The sequence below is a fragment of the Neobacillus sp. 204 genome, from assembly GCF_046562815.1.
GTDB lineage: Bacteria > Bacillota > Bacilli > Bacillales > Cytobacillaceae > Neobacillus.
Map to the genome: position 1 here is coordinate 178657 of NZ_JBJORY010000010.1, position 13985 is coordinate 192641.

Annotated in this window: 10 protein-coding genes, 4 tRNA genes and 1 pseudogene; 1 reads left to right on the top strand and 14 read right to left on the bottom strand. The window is 38.1% G+C overall.

The genetic code is table 11. The annotated features are described in order from the left end of the window. Positions 1–2 precede the first annotated feature (2 nt). The 9 genes from ACJ004_RS20895 to ACJ004_RS20935 all read right to left on the bottom strand — a co-directional run bounded on the left by ACJ004_RS20895 (position 3) and on the right by ACJ004_RS20935 (position 11262). The gene (locus ACJ004_RS20895; RefSeq protein ID WP_410895064.1) at positions 3–1136 is read right to left on the bottom strand and encodes a glycerate kinase; all 1134 of its coding nucleotides are present in this window, start codon (positions 1134–1136) and stop codon (positions 3–5) included. A 15-nt stretch (positions 1137–1151) separates the two neighbouring features. Then, positions 1152–3380, bottom strand: coding sequence for a glycoside hydrolase family 65 protein (locus ACJ004_RS20900; RefSeq protein ID WP_410895065.1), 2229 nt, complete (start codon positions 3378–3380; stop codon positions 1152–1154). Then, entirely contained in the window at positions 3377–4411 is a 1035-nt protein-coding gene (locus ACJ004_RS20905) for a Gfo/Idh/MocA family protein (RefSeq protein WP_410895079.1), read from the bottom strand. Before ACJ004_RS20905 ends, ACJ004_RS20900 begins: the two co-directional genes overlap by 4 nt. Before the next feature lie 16 nt (positions 4412–4427). Beyond that, complete coding sequence (locus ACJ004_RS20910; protein WP_410895066.1) at positions 4428–5222, bottom strand: sugar phosphate isomerase/epimerase family protein; 795 nt, start codon at positions 5220–5222, stop codon at positions 4428–4430. Positions 5223–5331: 109 nt separating this feature from the next. Beyond that, positions 5332–6390 carry a zinc-dependent alcohol dehydrogenase gene (locus ACJ004_RS20915; protein ID WP_410895067.1) on the bottom strand — a complete coding sequence of 353 codons (1059 nt, stop codon included), beginning with the start codon at positions 6388–6390 and terminating at the stop codon, positions 5332–5334. Between the two features lie 35 nt (positions 6391–6425). After that, on the bottom strand, positions 6426–7274 hold the full coding sequence (locus ACJ004_RS20920; protein WP_410895080.1) for a carbohydrate ABC transporter permease: 849 nt from the start codon (positions 7272–7274) through the stop codon (positions 6426–6428). Beyond that, complete coding sequence (locus ACJ004_RS20925; RefSeq protein WP_410895068.1) at positions 7261–8148, bottom strand: carbohydrate ABC transporter permease; 888 nt, start codon at positions 8146–8148, stop codon at positions 7261–7263. Before ACJ004_RS20925 ends, ACJ004_RS20920 begins: the two co-directional genes overlap by 14 nt. 115 nt (positions 8149–8263) lie before the next feature. Further along, positions 8264–9562: an ABC transporter substrate-binding protein gene (locus tag ACJ004_RS20930; protein ID WP_410895069.1), complete on the bottom strand. Its 1299-nt coding sequence runs from the start codon at positions 9560–9562 to the stop codon at positions 8264–8266. An 11-nt stretch (positions 9563–9573) separates the two neighbouring features. Next, positions 9574–11262: an alpha-amylase family glycosyl hydrolase gene (locus ACJ004_RS20935; protein ID WP_410895070.1), complete on the bottom strand. Its 1689-nt coding sequence runs from the start codon at positions 11260–11262 to the stop codon at positions 9574–9576. Positions 11263–11717: 455 nt separating this feature from the next. Here ACJ004_RS20935 and ACJ004_RS20940 point away from each other — a divergent pair, with 455 nt between their 5' ends. After that, positions 11718–12743 carry a LacI family DNA-binding transcriptional regulator gene (locus ACJ004_RS20940; RefSeq protein WP_410895071.1) on the top strand — a complete coding sequence of 342 codons (1026 nt, stop codon included), beginning with the start codon at positions 11718–11720 and terminating at the stop codon, positions 12741–12743. 462 nt (positions 12744–13205) lie between these two features. Here the strand turns inward: ACJ004_RS20940 and ACJ004_RS20945 are convergent. The 5 genes and pseudogenes from ACJ004_RS20945 to ACJ004_RS20965 form a co-directional block, all read right to left on the bottom strand. Beyond that, a pseudogene (locus ACJ004_RS20945) lies at positions 13206–13495 on the bottom strand (transposase); the annotation flags it as partial. A 123-nt stretch (positions 13496–13618) separates the two neighbouring features. After that, positions 13619–13692, bottom strand: a tRNA-Ile gene (locus ACJ004_RS20950). A gap of 7 nt (positions 13693–13699) precedes the next feature. After that, positions 13700–13773, bottom strand: a tRNA-Gly gene (locus ACJ004_RS20955). 12 nt (positions 13774–13785) lie between these two features. After that, positions 13786–13860 (bottom strand) — tRNA-Gln (locus ACJ004_RS20960). Between the two features lie 11 nt (positions 13861–13871). After that, positions 13872–13947: transfer RNA gene (locus tag ACJ004_RS20965), tRNA-His, on the bottom strand. Between the last annotated feature and the right edge of the window lie 38 nt (positions 13948–13985).

A 13985-nucleotide genomic window follows, 5' to 3' on the forward strand; every position in this document is an offset into this window, starting at 1 on the left:
GCTTATTTTCCTCCTTTGTGAATTAGCGCCGCAATATTTCGAGACGTTGTCTTAATATTCGTGTAGGCGCCATCCATAATTTGTTCAATTGGAAGTAAGGCAGGAATCGTTGGAAAAATAGCATCAAATCCATGTTCATAAAGTGCTTCACTGCCGGCACCCACACTTCCACAAATCGCAATAACCTTGGCCTGCGGCGGAGCACAGGATGCAACGCCCATTGGTGCTTTGCCATATAAGGTTTGCCCGTCTATTTTCCCTTCCCCAACGATTACGATGTCAGCATCCTGACAAATTTCCTTTACCTTTAATTGTTCGAGTATAAGTTCAATGCCTTTTTTGATAGTGGCGTTAGCAAATAGGATAAGCCCCGCACCCATGCCGCCGCCTGCACCACTGCCTGGCAGCGTGGTGACGTCCTTCCCTAAATGACCGCAAGCCATTTGATAAAATTCACCCATTGCTTGATCTACTTCACATAACATGGCTTCAGGCAGACCTTTTTGAGGTCCATAAACATATGTTGCACCATTTTGACCTGTTAGTGGATTATCGACGTCTGCCGCAATGGTTATTTTTACATGATCTAATCGTTTATCTCGATTTATATCAGACATTGAATGGATTTGAAACAAATCTTGACCAACACCGTCGACTAATTCCCCATTCCGATCGAAAAATTGGTAACCTAGCGCTGAAGCCATTCCCAAACCGCCATCATTAGTCCCACTTCCCCCAACTCCAATAATCAGTTCAACAGCCCCGCGGTTGATGGCATGTAAAATTAATTCCCCTACACCATAAGAAGTTGTTTGTAATGGATTTCGTCGATTTAATGGAACAAGATGCAACCCACACGCTTCTGCCATTTCAATAAAAGCTATTTTCCCATCGTTGGAAAAAGCGATCTTTGCCATAACAGGATCATATAAAGGTCCTGTTACAGTGGTGGCTTCCAGTTTTCCGCCCGTTGCGGATGATAAAGCTTGAACGGTTCCTTCCCCACCATCCGCAATTGGCAATAAATGATACTCTGCTTCAGGGAAAAATTCCATGAACCCAGCTTGTATGGCCTCAGCTACTTGGTCTGCAGCTAGACTTTCTTTAAATGAATCTGGTGCAATAACAATTTTCATTGTTTTCTCCTCGATTTATAAAGTCATTTCAATTCGATCAGTCAAAAGGTATTCAGTTCCGTTAATTTCTAGTAAAAGATCAGGTCCTGAACACTTGGACACTACGACGTTCTCATGTGTCATCAAGATTTCTATCTGGCAACCGTGAATAGTTAACTTAAACTTAAGTTCAGACCAATTTCCTGGTAACTTAGGATCCAGTCTCAAACAATTATTTTTTAAGGAAATATTAGCAAATCCAAACATAGTTGTCAGCCAGATCGCACCTAGCGATGCAGCGTGAAGCCCTTCGTCTGAAGAGTGTGGGTTGGGACCCAAATCGATTAAGCATGCCTCTTGAAAAAAGCGATAAGCAGAATTATGGTCATTACATCTCGCAGCAACAATCGCATGAATGGCTTTACTTAGCGATGAATCGTGGATCGTATGCTCTTCATAATAGCTTAAGTTTTTCAAAACGACATCGGCTTCAAATAGTTCCGGGAACAAGTACATCAACATGACAACATCAGCTTGCTTTAAAATTTGCATTTCATTGACCTCTGCCCGTGAATAATCCAATAATATGCCTTGGCTGCCTTGATTTTCTTTATAGCGGGCTAGGTCAATCTCCGGCTTATTCAAGAAAGTATCATCTTGTGGAATAATTAGCTGTTCATTTGGCTTTGGTAAATACAATTGTGTTAAGAAAGCTCGTCCCTGCTCCTGGAGCACCTCATCAACTTCACCATATTGCCCCATAAAATAAAGGGCTTGGTCTACATTGTAATACGCCATATAGTTTGTATAGGCATTATTATCAATGTGCTCGGTATACTCATCAGGCCCAATGACATCTTTAATGGACAGTTGCCCATTCTCCTTTACCGCTCGGCTGATCCAAAACTTTGCCGTATCTTTAAGGAGCGCTAGCCCTTCTTTTTTCATAAATTCTTCATCAAGGGTCGTTTGATAATATTGAACCACAGCATAAGCAATGTCCGCGACAATGTGATGCTCGGCTACTGCGGATGCGACTTTCTGCCGTTTCCCTGTTCTAATATTAATAGCGGCAAACTCAGGTGTTTCTTCTTCCCCAGTAAACGCGCTTTCCCAGGGGAACAATGCTCCCTCATAGCCATTTTGTGCAGCTTTTTCTTTTGCTTGCTGCAAATGTAAATATCGATAGATTAAAAGTTTCTTAGCCGTTTCCGGTTCTGTATATTGATGAAAAGGTTTAATAAATATCTCCGTATCCCAAAAAACATGCCCTTTGTATCCTTCTCCAGTCAGCCCCTTTGCGCCGATACTGAAACGTTCATCATGGGCGGGTGTCATGATCTCAAGATGATAGAGGGCAAAATCCATTGCTGTTTGATCAAATTGATCAGTAGAGGAAATCTGGATACGTTTTTGCTGCCAAAAATCCTGCCATTTAAGCGCTGACATTTCTAGTAATGCATCATACCCGTGTGCTGAAATCATACGTAATTCATTGATACTCGCAGCCTCGGGATCTTTACCAGCCTCACCTTGATCAAGTGAGGTGAAAACAGTACAAAGTTTTTCAAAAATAAATGGATGATTAACATTTAGTTCATCCTTAATGATGGTTTGAAGCTGGCGATTCTTCGCTACAAATGCAATTTCACTCTCTGCTGGGCATTTACAACTTGTTGCAAGTGCAATCGTATGCCCTGATTCCGTAGTTTTATATACTCCTTGCATGACTTCTTCATCAAATACTCGAACCTTTTCTTCAATTAAATGCTGTTTCCCAAAATTGGTTTGCTGGGCATTAATTCCGGTTACAATTCTTATGCTGGCCGTGTTATCTAGGCTCGTGACGGTCACTTTTGAAGCTAATACATGCAGGTTATTTTTCGCGACAAACCGTTGGAAAACAAAGCGAAATCGGGCCCCGCCTCTGTTTTCCCACAATAACTCACGTCTTAATTCACCTGTCTCAAGATCTAAGTAGCGTTCATAAGAAAGAATCTTCCCATTTAACATAGAGAAAATCTCGTGATCAATCTCGATTCTTATACCTGCCAAATCAGGTAAATTCACTAAATCTGATGGTTCGTTTACAGAGGCTTTATTATAAATACCAGCAACATACATACCGCGTGTTTGTTCAAAATAATCTTCATCAAACGCAGCACGTAAGCCTAGGTAACCATTACCTAATGTCATTAAACTAGCAAATTTATTAATAGAATGTAAATCAAATTTATGATCGTATATTACTTGTTCGTTTTTCATAGGGATACACTTTCACCTTTTTCAGCAGATTGATATAGAGCTTCTATTAGTTGTTGGATAATGTATCCTTGTTTTCCATCCGCAATCATGACATCTTTTCCTAAACACTTATCGATGAAAGCTGACAGGCTTTTGTGATGGCGGTCTGAATCTGCCTCTTCTCTTGATAGTAGAGAGACAAGTTCTCCGTTCTCATCTGTATAGATTTCGGCAGGAAAAAGGGTTGCTCCTGCTTGGTCCCCGCAAAACTCAACATTCATGACAGATGTCTCTTTGATATTTAAGGCAAAGGAGGTTTCTATTTGTAATAGACGACCGCCTTCTAATTCTATAAATCCAAAAAGGGAATCCTCCACTTTAAATTTTGCCGGATCCCATTCTCCCAGTGTTCCTTGGGATTTCTTAGTGCCGATCTTTTGATACATTTTCGCCGTAACCTTCTCGATTTTTGGAAAACCAAGGACATATAAAGCGGCGTCCAACATATGTGCACCTAAATCAATAAGGGGGCCTCCACCTTGGATCTCTTTATTTGTAAAAGTCCCCCATCCTGGTATTCCACAGCGTCTTAATGCTTTGGCCTTTGAAACATAGATGTCACCAAGGACACCATTTTCAACACTCTCGCGTACAATTTTCACATCATCAGCAAACCTGTGGTGAAAATTATAGGCTAGAATGCAGTCGTTTTTTTCAGCAGCCATTTGCATACTCTTTGCCTCAGAAGAAGAAATTGCAGGAGGCTTTTCACAAAGTACATCACTACCACATTCCAAAGCCCGCATCACATTTTCATAATGAAACTTATTTGGCGTGCAGACACTAACAATATCTGGTTTTTCCATCGCAAACATTTCAGCAGCATCTGTGTAAAAGCGAGGAATTCCATTCCGTTCAGCAAAACTCCTTGCCCGGTCAGAATTTGGACTAACCACTGCAACTATTTCTAGTTCTTCCCTAGCTTGATAGTTAGGAATATGCACCTTTTCTGCTACCTGTCCACCGCCGATGATCGCAACTTTCTTTTTAATCACGATGTAACCCCTCTCAAATTAATGATTCTTGAAGGTGATGTAACGCCTTTATATATTCTGCTTCCAGATCATTGCCTCTGACACGACACTCTATCGTTAAATATCCGTTATAGCCGTCTTCCCTTAACTGAGTAAAGTGCTTTTTGAAATCCAGCGAGCCGCTTCCAGGTTGATAACGATGATTATCAGCGAGATGAATATGACCCACTAAATCACGATTCTGATGCAAGCTTTCTGAAATGTCATCTTCTTCAATATTCATATGATAAAAATCAGCAATAATTTTAACGTTCTTTAAGTTATTTTCTTCTATATATCTTCTTGCATCTGCGAGAGTGTTTATCATATGATCCTGATAACGATTTAATGGTTCTAAGAAAATAGTCGTTCCTGTTTCTTCGGCAATTCCATCCAAGTAAATAAGGGACTCACTTACTGCCTTTCGGTCCCCTGCTAGGCTCCGTGGTGAGTCCATTGGCGGCAAGCGGAAGGTAAACATGCCCCATGCGGCAGGGACTACAATCCCTTTCCCACCGACTTCCTGAAGTGCTTCTAGAATCTGTTTAATTTCTTCTAAACCCTTTAATCTGCGTTCTTCAATAAAGTCTCCGATCCAACCACTATACCCTCCACAAGCAGTCGTAACTGGAATTCCTGTTTCCGCTATCGCCTCTTTTACCTCATCTAAATGATCGACTAAAAATTTTCCATCTATTTCGAAGCCTTCAAAGCCTACTTCTTTTAAATATCTAAACTTTTCTTTAATATCTTCAGGAAAAAACGCTTGGTTTTGTGTACCGATTTTCACAGAAAACTCCTCCAATATACTGGTGTAAAACTAAAATCCATATCATCGTAAAAAATGTATGGATTTCAGTCAGATTGTAATTGAGTCGAAAAGGCATTTAAACAAACTTTTACTTTTTATATTCAATTCCCATCTTAATACTTAGTTCAGGATGTTGGTCCACATATTCCATGTATGCTTCTGCACTTGTTTCAAATGTAACGATTGGTTGAATAATATCTTCACAATTCAGGTAACCGTTCATTAACAATTCCCAGCATGTGTCTTCGATTCGCTTACGATTCCAGCGAGGGTAATCAGGGTTTGGTTCACTAGCAGCACGTGAGAAAACAATTTTAGCATTGTTAAAATGAGCTTCACGGCCAAAATTTAATCCTGCAGGGAATGACTTTCCAAAAGCTACATAGGAAATGATTCCACCATAGGCAATTCCTTTTAATGCATCCTGAAGTGCAGCAGCATTTCCACTCGTTTCAATGATCGAGTCCGCACCCATTTTATTTGTTAGCTTTTTCACTTCATATCCTAAATCACAGGAAGTAGGGTCGAAACAAACATCCGCACCATTGCGAAGAGCTATTTCACAGCGGTGTTCAATAGGGTCAACACCCACAACAATACTTGCTCCCGCTTTTTTCGCAAGTTGAATGGCGATTTGGCCAATTGCTCCTAATCCTACAATCACAACAACATCACCGGCACGAACATGTGCATCACGCACACCGCTCAAGGCAAATTGTGCAGGGTCATAGCAAACCGCATTTTGCCATTTTGCTCCCTCAGGCATTTTGCGTAATCTGTGGTTATTTATAGCATTGACAATAACAGTTTCCATAATTGGTCCATAGGTACATACCGTTTCGCCAACTTGGTACTCTGTTACATCACTGCCAATTTCAACAATCTTACCAACTACCATGTTACCAAGCTGAAATTCACCAAATACGATTCCTGGTGCTGAACCCTCTTCACGAGGCATGAACATGCGCCATTCTTCATTAAAATTCTCACCCATAAAAGGTGTTTGACCGCGGAAATCGATGACTTCCGTACCGTGTTTAGGTGCAGCAAAGTCAACATCAATCTTCACTTCATTTGGTTGTACATGGCGATCTTCATATTCTACTAATGCCGCTTTTCTTGGTTCTACTGCAACTAACTTTTTCATGATTACATTACTTCCTCTCGTTTTTTCAAAGTTTATTAACCTTTTACCCCGCCTGCTGTTGCGTCGCCTTTAATAAAGTGTTCGGAAATGGCATACATAATGACAACTGGTAATGCTGTTACGAGCGATGCTGCCATCATCCGTCCCCAAACATAATCTGGCGTACTAAATAGCGCATTTAATCCAATTGGTAAAGTGAAATTGGCTGAATCGGATAAGAAAATCGATGCAAACAAATAATCATTCCATCCAATCATAAAGGCATATACAAACACGGATATGATTCCTGAAATAGATAATGGAATAATGATATGGAATATAATCTGAACTCGGTTTAACCCGTCAATCATAGCCGCTTCTTCTAAGTCAACAGGAATCGTATCAAAGTAACTTTTTAACATGAAGATAGCGGTTGGTAATGTTTGCACAATCATCGTTATGATTAGCGAAGTCTTTGTATCATATAAGCCTAATCCAGAGATAATTTTAAACAATGGTACAACTAGCAAAATTCCTGAGAACATATAGACTGTGTAAAAACTGGCGTTAATGGTTATGCGTCCCTTAAATTTTAATTTGGATAAGGCATACGCTCCAAAAATACCAATGCCTACAGCCAAAAGTGCTGCCGTAATGGATACGAAAAGACTATTTTTAAAATAAGCCAAGTATGGAAAGATATCAGGATTGAAGATATCTACATAATGCTTAAATGTCCACTCTTTTGGGAAAAACGTTGGGTTCGTTGCAACGGCCTCTTTAGAACTTTTAAAGGATGTCATCAACATAATGAAAAATGGAAACAGAGAAATACCAAGTATTCCTACAAGTGCAACATAAAACCCGATTGTCTTTGAAATCTTGTTCTTTTTACTGCTCGCCATTGCCATTTAAGTTCACCCGCTTTCTTGCTACCATAATTACAAGGAAAAGAATAATAAACAATATTACTGAAATAGATGATGCTTTACCTAGATCGTTGAACGCAAAGGCAGTTTTATATAAGTAAATGCCGAGGATATCTACTTTGTTTGTTAGAAGATAGACATCAGTAAACATATAGAACATCCAGATGGAACGTAAAGTAACGACCGTTAATAGAACCGGCATAATGGCAGGTAATGTTACAATTTTAAATTTCTCCCATGCACTTGCGCCATCTATTTCTGCTGCTTCATAGAGGGTCGAATCAATCGTTTGAAGAATCGCTAGAAACGAAATGAAAGCATATGGGAAATATCTCCAAATCGCAAATAAAACTACCAAAAGAAAGCTGCTAACAGGATTGTCGAACCAAAGAGGCGCCTCTTTAAATAAATGAAGAACATCTCCTCCTAAATAGTTGACAATACCGTAGCCATTATTGAACATATATTTCCAAGCAAAGATTAATGAAATCGAGGGTGTTACGTATGAAAGTATGATTAACGATCGAGACGTTTTTCGAAATTTAAATGGACGGTTAAAAAAGATGGCAATTGCCAGGCCCACCACCGTGCTCCCTACAACGGTAAGAAGCATGTATAAAAACGTAACCCCTAACGATAAATAAAACTCACCATCCGTTAGAATACTTTTATAGTTTTCAAATCCAACAAAAATAGCATCTAAGCGAGGATTAATGGGTTGATCAAAGAAACTGATTTGTATGTTTGAAATCATTGGATATGCGACAAGCAATAATAATAAGAAAATACTAGGTGCCAGCAAGGTGATTGCCAATTTCGCATCCGATTTCCCTTTTAATTTTGTTTTCATGGTACCTCCCAGTGTAGAAATATTTTACCGCCGTATCAGGATACCGTTTGTCTGAGCAGTTTCATGCTAATTTAAATTTGAGGGCATTACCAAATAGGTAATACCCCCGGAAATCCTATTTCTTTAGAACTTCATTAATTTCCTTAGCAGCATTTGTTAGTTCACTATCGACACTTTTATTGCCAACTGTGACACTGTTAACCATTTTAGGAATCGCACCTGAACTTGTGATATCCCCCATTTTCATGTAGTTTTTACCATCTACTAAACCAAACACTTGAATATCATTAAAGGATGCTGCTATTTCAGAAGATAGGTTACCAAATGCTTTAATAACCTCATTTGCCTGATAATCTGCATTTTCTGTAACGAGTTTACTTACCGGCTGCGCACCACCTGGGGACATTAATACCCAAGCAGTCATATTCTCTGGCTTTGACATGAAGCTTGTAAATTTCTCAGCGGCTTCTTTCTGTGCATCTTCTAAACCTGATGAAATTGTCAGTGCAGAGACTGTTCCAAAAACTGCCTTGGTTTTTTCCATTGGAATCGCGAATCCGATATTGGCTGCTTTTCCTTCTTCAAAAACAGAAGGGAGAATATACGTTGAATATACTGCCATTGGTACAGTTTGGTTCATGAATGCATCCTTAACTTCAGTCGTATCATTAGAACCTGGCATTGTATATTGAGATAGTTCTTTATAATAAGATAATGCTTCTTTCATTTCTGGAGTATCGATGTTCAGTTTTCCTTTTCCATCTAAAACATTTGCATTGTTTGATAAAGCAAATTGAGAAAAAGCTTGTTCAGAGAATCCGCCTTCTACTGTTGGTAAAGCAATACCATATTTTTTATTTCCTTTATCAGTAAACGCCTTGGCAATGGCGATTACATCGTCCCAATTCTTCGGTTCTTTCAAGCCTTTTGCTGTAAGCATTTCTTTGTTATACCAAATGCCTTGAACCCAGCCGCTAATCGGAACACCTGTGTAGCTTTTACCGTTTTCAGTGCCCATTAATTTTAAAGCACCATCATAGTAATTTTCTTCTCCAACTTTATCGATAATCTTTTTAACAGAATCTTGATCAATTAGTCCATCTTTATCCATTACTTTCGCATAATCCTGACCAACCTCAAGGACAGCCGGTAATTTTCCAGCACTAGCTAATGTAACGATTTTAGTGTTATAAGAGTCTTCTTCAACAGGTACTTGTTTAATCTTAATAGATGGATTTTCTTTCTCGAATTCTGCAACCAATTTATTAATAACAGCTAAACGTTCTTGTTCTACGGACGAATGCATAAACTCGATTGTTGTTTTTCCATCTGCACCTTCTTTATTGCCTCCACAAGCTGTTAAGGCAACTGCTAATAATAAAATAACTATTAAACTTACGCCCTTTTTAAACATTTATTTTCCTCCTAGTTAATAATTGGTTTTAACCAAACAAATTGATATGGATCTAATGACATAGAGTTATCAATTTCTATCTTTTCTCCTGAAATAACGTCTCGGAAACTTCCAGTTAAAGTAATATTCACTTTTTCTTTTGACAGGTTATGAACAACTAACAGGCTGTCATTAACCGCGTCACTTCGTTTAAAAGCGAAGATTTCCTTGCCCAAATCCAAGACTTCCATGGCTGCATTTGGATGGAATAGCGGTTCCATTTTACGAATTTGGATTATTTTTGTTAATTCACGATAAATTTTATTTCTAAGTGTAATAGGATTAATTAATTCCTCTTCGATCTCAAGTACATTATACTTTTGTCGATTGATGGATCGATTCATTCCTGTTTTCGCAACTCCATCATAATCATTCCGAGAACCGAGAATACTTTGGATATATACAGCAGGCACCCCTGGTAGAGTTAAGAGAATTGAGTGAGCAGCCAAAAAGCGCTTTACCCGTATTTCATCATCATCTGACCGCTTATTTAAAGCATCAAGGTACGTTACATTAATTTCATATGGACTTTCACTTCCATTAGGGTTTTTCTTGTAGTTAACAAGTGCCCCTTCTGTCTTCATGTCTTCCACCATTGCTAAGATTTCTTCCTCAGGAAGCAGGCCGCGAATTGGATTTAAACCAATTCCATCATGGGAAGCTAGGAAGTTGAAGAATGTCGTTTCCTCGCCAGTTGGAGGAAGCTCCTTCGCCCAATTGGTTAATGCGCTGGCATTTCCTGTGTGAATAGCATTCAGAACTAATGGCGGCAATGGAAACTGGTAGACCATATGTGCTTCATCCGCTCCATTTCCAAAATAGGCCACATTATCCTTATGCGGAACATTTGTTTCAGTTATGATAACCGTCCCTTTGGCCGCTTCATCGACAACATCACGGAACATTTTTACAATCTCATGTGTTTTTTCATGATGGATACAGGTTGTTCCAACCTCTTTCCACATGAATCCGATTGCATCTAATCGAATATATTCTGCCCCTTGCTCTATATAAAATAACAAAACGTCTATCATTTTTAAGAGAACCTGTGGATTACTAAAATTTAAATCGATTTGATCCTCGCTAAAAGTCGTCCAAATATGCTTTTCCTCACCATTTTTCAAAGTGAATTTTGTTAATAAAGGAAGAGCCCTAGGTCTAGTAACGGCGCTTAAATCAATAGTTGGATCTATTTCAACGAAAAAATTCTGATATTCAGGATTACCATTTAAGTATTCTTGGAACCAGTCACTCTTTGCCGATATATGATTACAAACATCATCAAACATAATTCTTGCCGACCTTGATAAACTCTCAATATGTTCCCAATTACCGAGTTTTGGATTTACTTTTTTATAATCGATAACCGAAAAGCCATCATCTGATGAATAAGGATAAAAGGGTAATAGATGAACAATTTCAAATTTGTCTGCTAGATATTGGTCAAACATTTTCTTGAAAGTATCTAAAGTTGGATCATTTTTTTCATAGAATTGATCCCCATAAGTAATCAATACAAGATCTCTTTCATCCCAATTTTGTTTTCTTAGCTTAAGAGATTTCGTTTTTGTTTTTGCAATACGTTCCTTTATGCTTTGCCAAATTGGGTCAATGTCATGATCTTCATAGATAAATGAAAGTCTTTCTTTGATTCTCTTCATGATTCCTCCTTCGTGGTACCGCTCCCATTATGATTAAAAAAATATTATTCTATTGAATTTATTTTATGGTACCGCTCCCAAAAAGGGTTAAAAAAATATATTTTTATTAAATTAATATTTTTATGGTACCGCTCCCACGACGTAAATATAATATAGAAAACGTTTTCTGTCAATATAAAATATTTCTAGTTTTTCTCTAAGTTTGCCTTCATATCCTACAATAATACTAAAATAGAGGAAATAATGTCATTCACCAAAAAATTTCTATTGCTACATTTGTCATTCATCAATATAATGAATCCTATATTACTCCCACCTCAAACAAACAATCCTAACTCCCACAATTGCAAACATATTCATTATTATATCTGAAAGGGGCTTGATTATTACTATCACCCCTGTATAAACTATTTCAAAAAAATTTATACACTTTAAATTACAGAGGAGGAGAAATATTGGTTCACACTATTTACGATATAGCTCGTGTTGCAAATGTTTCAAAATCTACTGTATCTCGTGTACTTAATAACCAAAGTAATATTTCTGAGGAAGCTCGTGAACGTGTATTAAAAGCAATCGAGGAATTAAATTACCAGCCAAGTAAATTGGCCCGTGCCCTTTCTTCAGGTTTTGATGCCATAATGGTTGTTTCGCGGTCTGCAAAAACTACCGCTAACAATCCTTTTTTCTCTGAGATTATACACAGAATTTCTTCAAATGCCGAGGAAGAGAACTTTGATGTAATTATACAAACATCGAGAAACAGTAAAGATGAACTTGAAAAGTGCATCACCAAAATAAAGGAAAAAATGATCAAAGGAATTATCATGTTAAGTTCTCCTGCTAATGAAAACTTTTTCAAACAATTAGATGTTTTTAATATTCCAATTGTTGTTATTGGAAAAGTTGAAGGGGAATATACCAATATCTTTTCTGTGGACACAAATAATTATCAAGATAGTTATGATTTAACTAAATTTTTAATTGAACAAGGACATAGGGAAATAGCTTGTCTACACTCACCACTCGATTATCATGTTTCAATCGATCGATTAGAAGGCTATAAGGACTGTTTAAAGGATTATGGGCTTCCATTAAGGAAAGAATGGATCATTAATAGTGGCTATACAGTTAACACTGCACATGATTCCGCTACTGATCTGCTTCTTTCTTCTCAACGTCCCACTGCCGTTTTTGCAACAGATGATTTAAAGGTGATGGGTCTTTATAAATCTGCATTAGAAAATGGAATTTCAATACCAAACGATATTTCCATTGTTGGCTACAGTAATCCTAACGTTTCAGCATTTCTATCACCATCGTTAACAAGGATAGAAATCCCAGTAAAAAAATTAGGAGATGCAGGTACTAAACTCCTTTTTGATAAAATTAAAGTTAACAAAGCTAGTAATGGTCCGAAAATAGTACCTACCGAAATGATCATTCAAAACTCTGTAGTAAAGGTTATGGAAAAAGATTGACCAAGTGGAACTCACAAGAAGATTCCTTAGTAATGTGAAAAAGGTAAAAATGATTCTATGAGGAAAGGGTACCGTTATCAAGTGGTATCCTTATTTTATTCCACATAATAGAGGCATATTTTTAGAAAAGGACCAGGAAACAAGGTGATTTGTGATGTTTGTGGTTGCGAGGAGTTGGTTGCATTGGCATACTACGCATGGTAGAGGAAGTTAAACTACTTTTTCCAGGTCGGAAAATTACTTCAATTGATATACATGAATGGTGCAGCATGATTAATTGTAGAAATGAATAACAAGGTTACTTAGGAGTATCTTTACTTCTGAAGGGGTTTGGCAATGGACTTATTTATCAGTGATTTTGTAAGGATACGGGATTTCCATGATTTCTCATCAGGGGTTCCAGAAGTGAGATCTGGTTGCGGACACTTCTCTTGGTTTCTCATCGGGGTTTGTCTGTAAAAGCCATTGTTTCCTAAGCATCGCGAAAGGCAAAAAGTCATACTGTTTCCATTCTCCTTTTTCCGTTAGTCCTCCCATTGTAACTAATATATGTACATGTGGATTGAAGTTAACTCTTGAACCAAAAGTATGAAGTCCGGCTATTATTCCAGGTGTTACTTTGGCTTTCTTTTGAAAAAAACCAGTAATTATTTTTACGACGATAGGGCGAATTTTAGCTCCGTGTTTATTTTTGAATGCTTCCCAATGCTGTATTTATCAAAAAAGATTTCTCTAAGAATATTCCTCTCCATAAAGTGAAAATACCACAGCCCAAAAGACTGTGGTAGACCCAAAATTTTATACTTTCTTATCTTTCAAAAAAAGACTTGGAAGCTATTTAAAGCTTTCAAGTCTTTTTGATTCGTCAATTATGATGGGCCTAAATGGACTCGAACCATCGACCTCACGCTTATCAGGCGTGCGCTCTAACCAGCTGAGCTATAGGCCCATTTATTTGGAGCGGGTGAAGAGAATCGAACTCTCATCATCAGCTTGGAAGGCTGAGGTTTTACCACTAAACTACACCCGCAGGTTAAAAAAATGGCTGGGCTAGCTGGATTTGAACCAACGCATGTCGCAGTCAAAGTGCGATGCCTTACCGCTTGGCTATAGCCCAATAATATTAAATGGGGCGACTGATGGGAATCGAACCCACGAATGCCTGAACCACAATCAGGTGCGTTAACCACTTCGCCACAATCGCCAAAATCTATATATCAATAGTAGAAAATCTACTAGGAA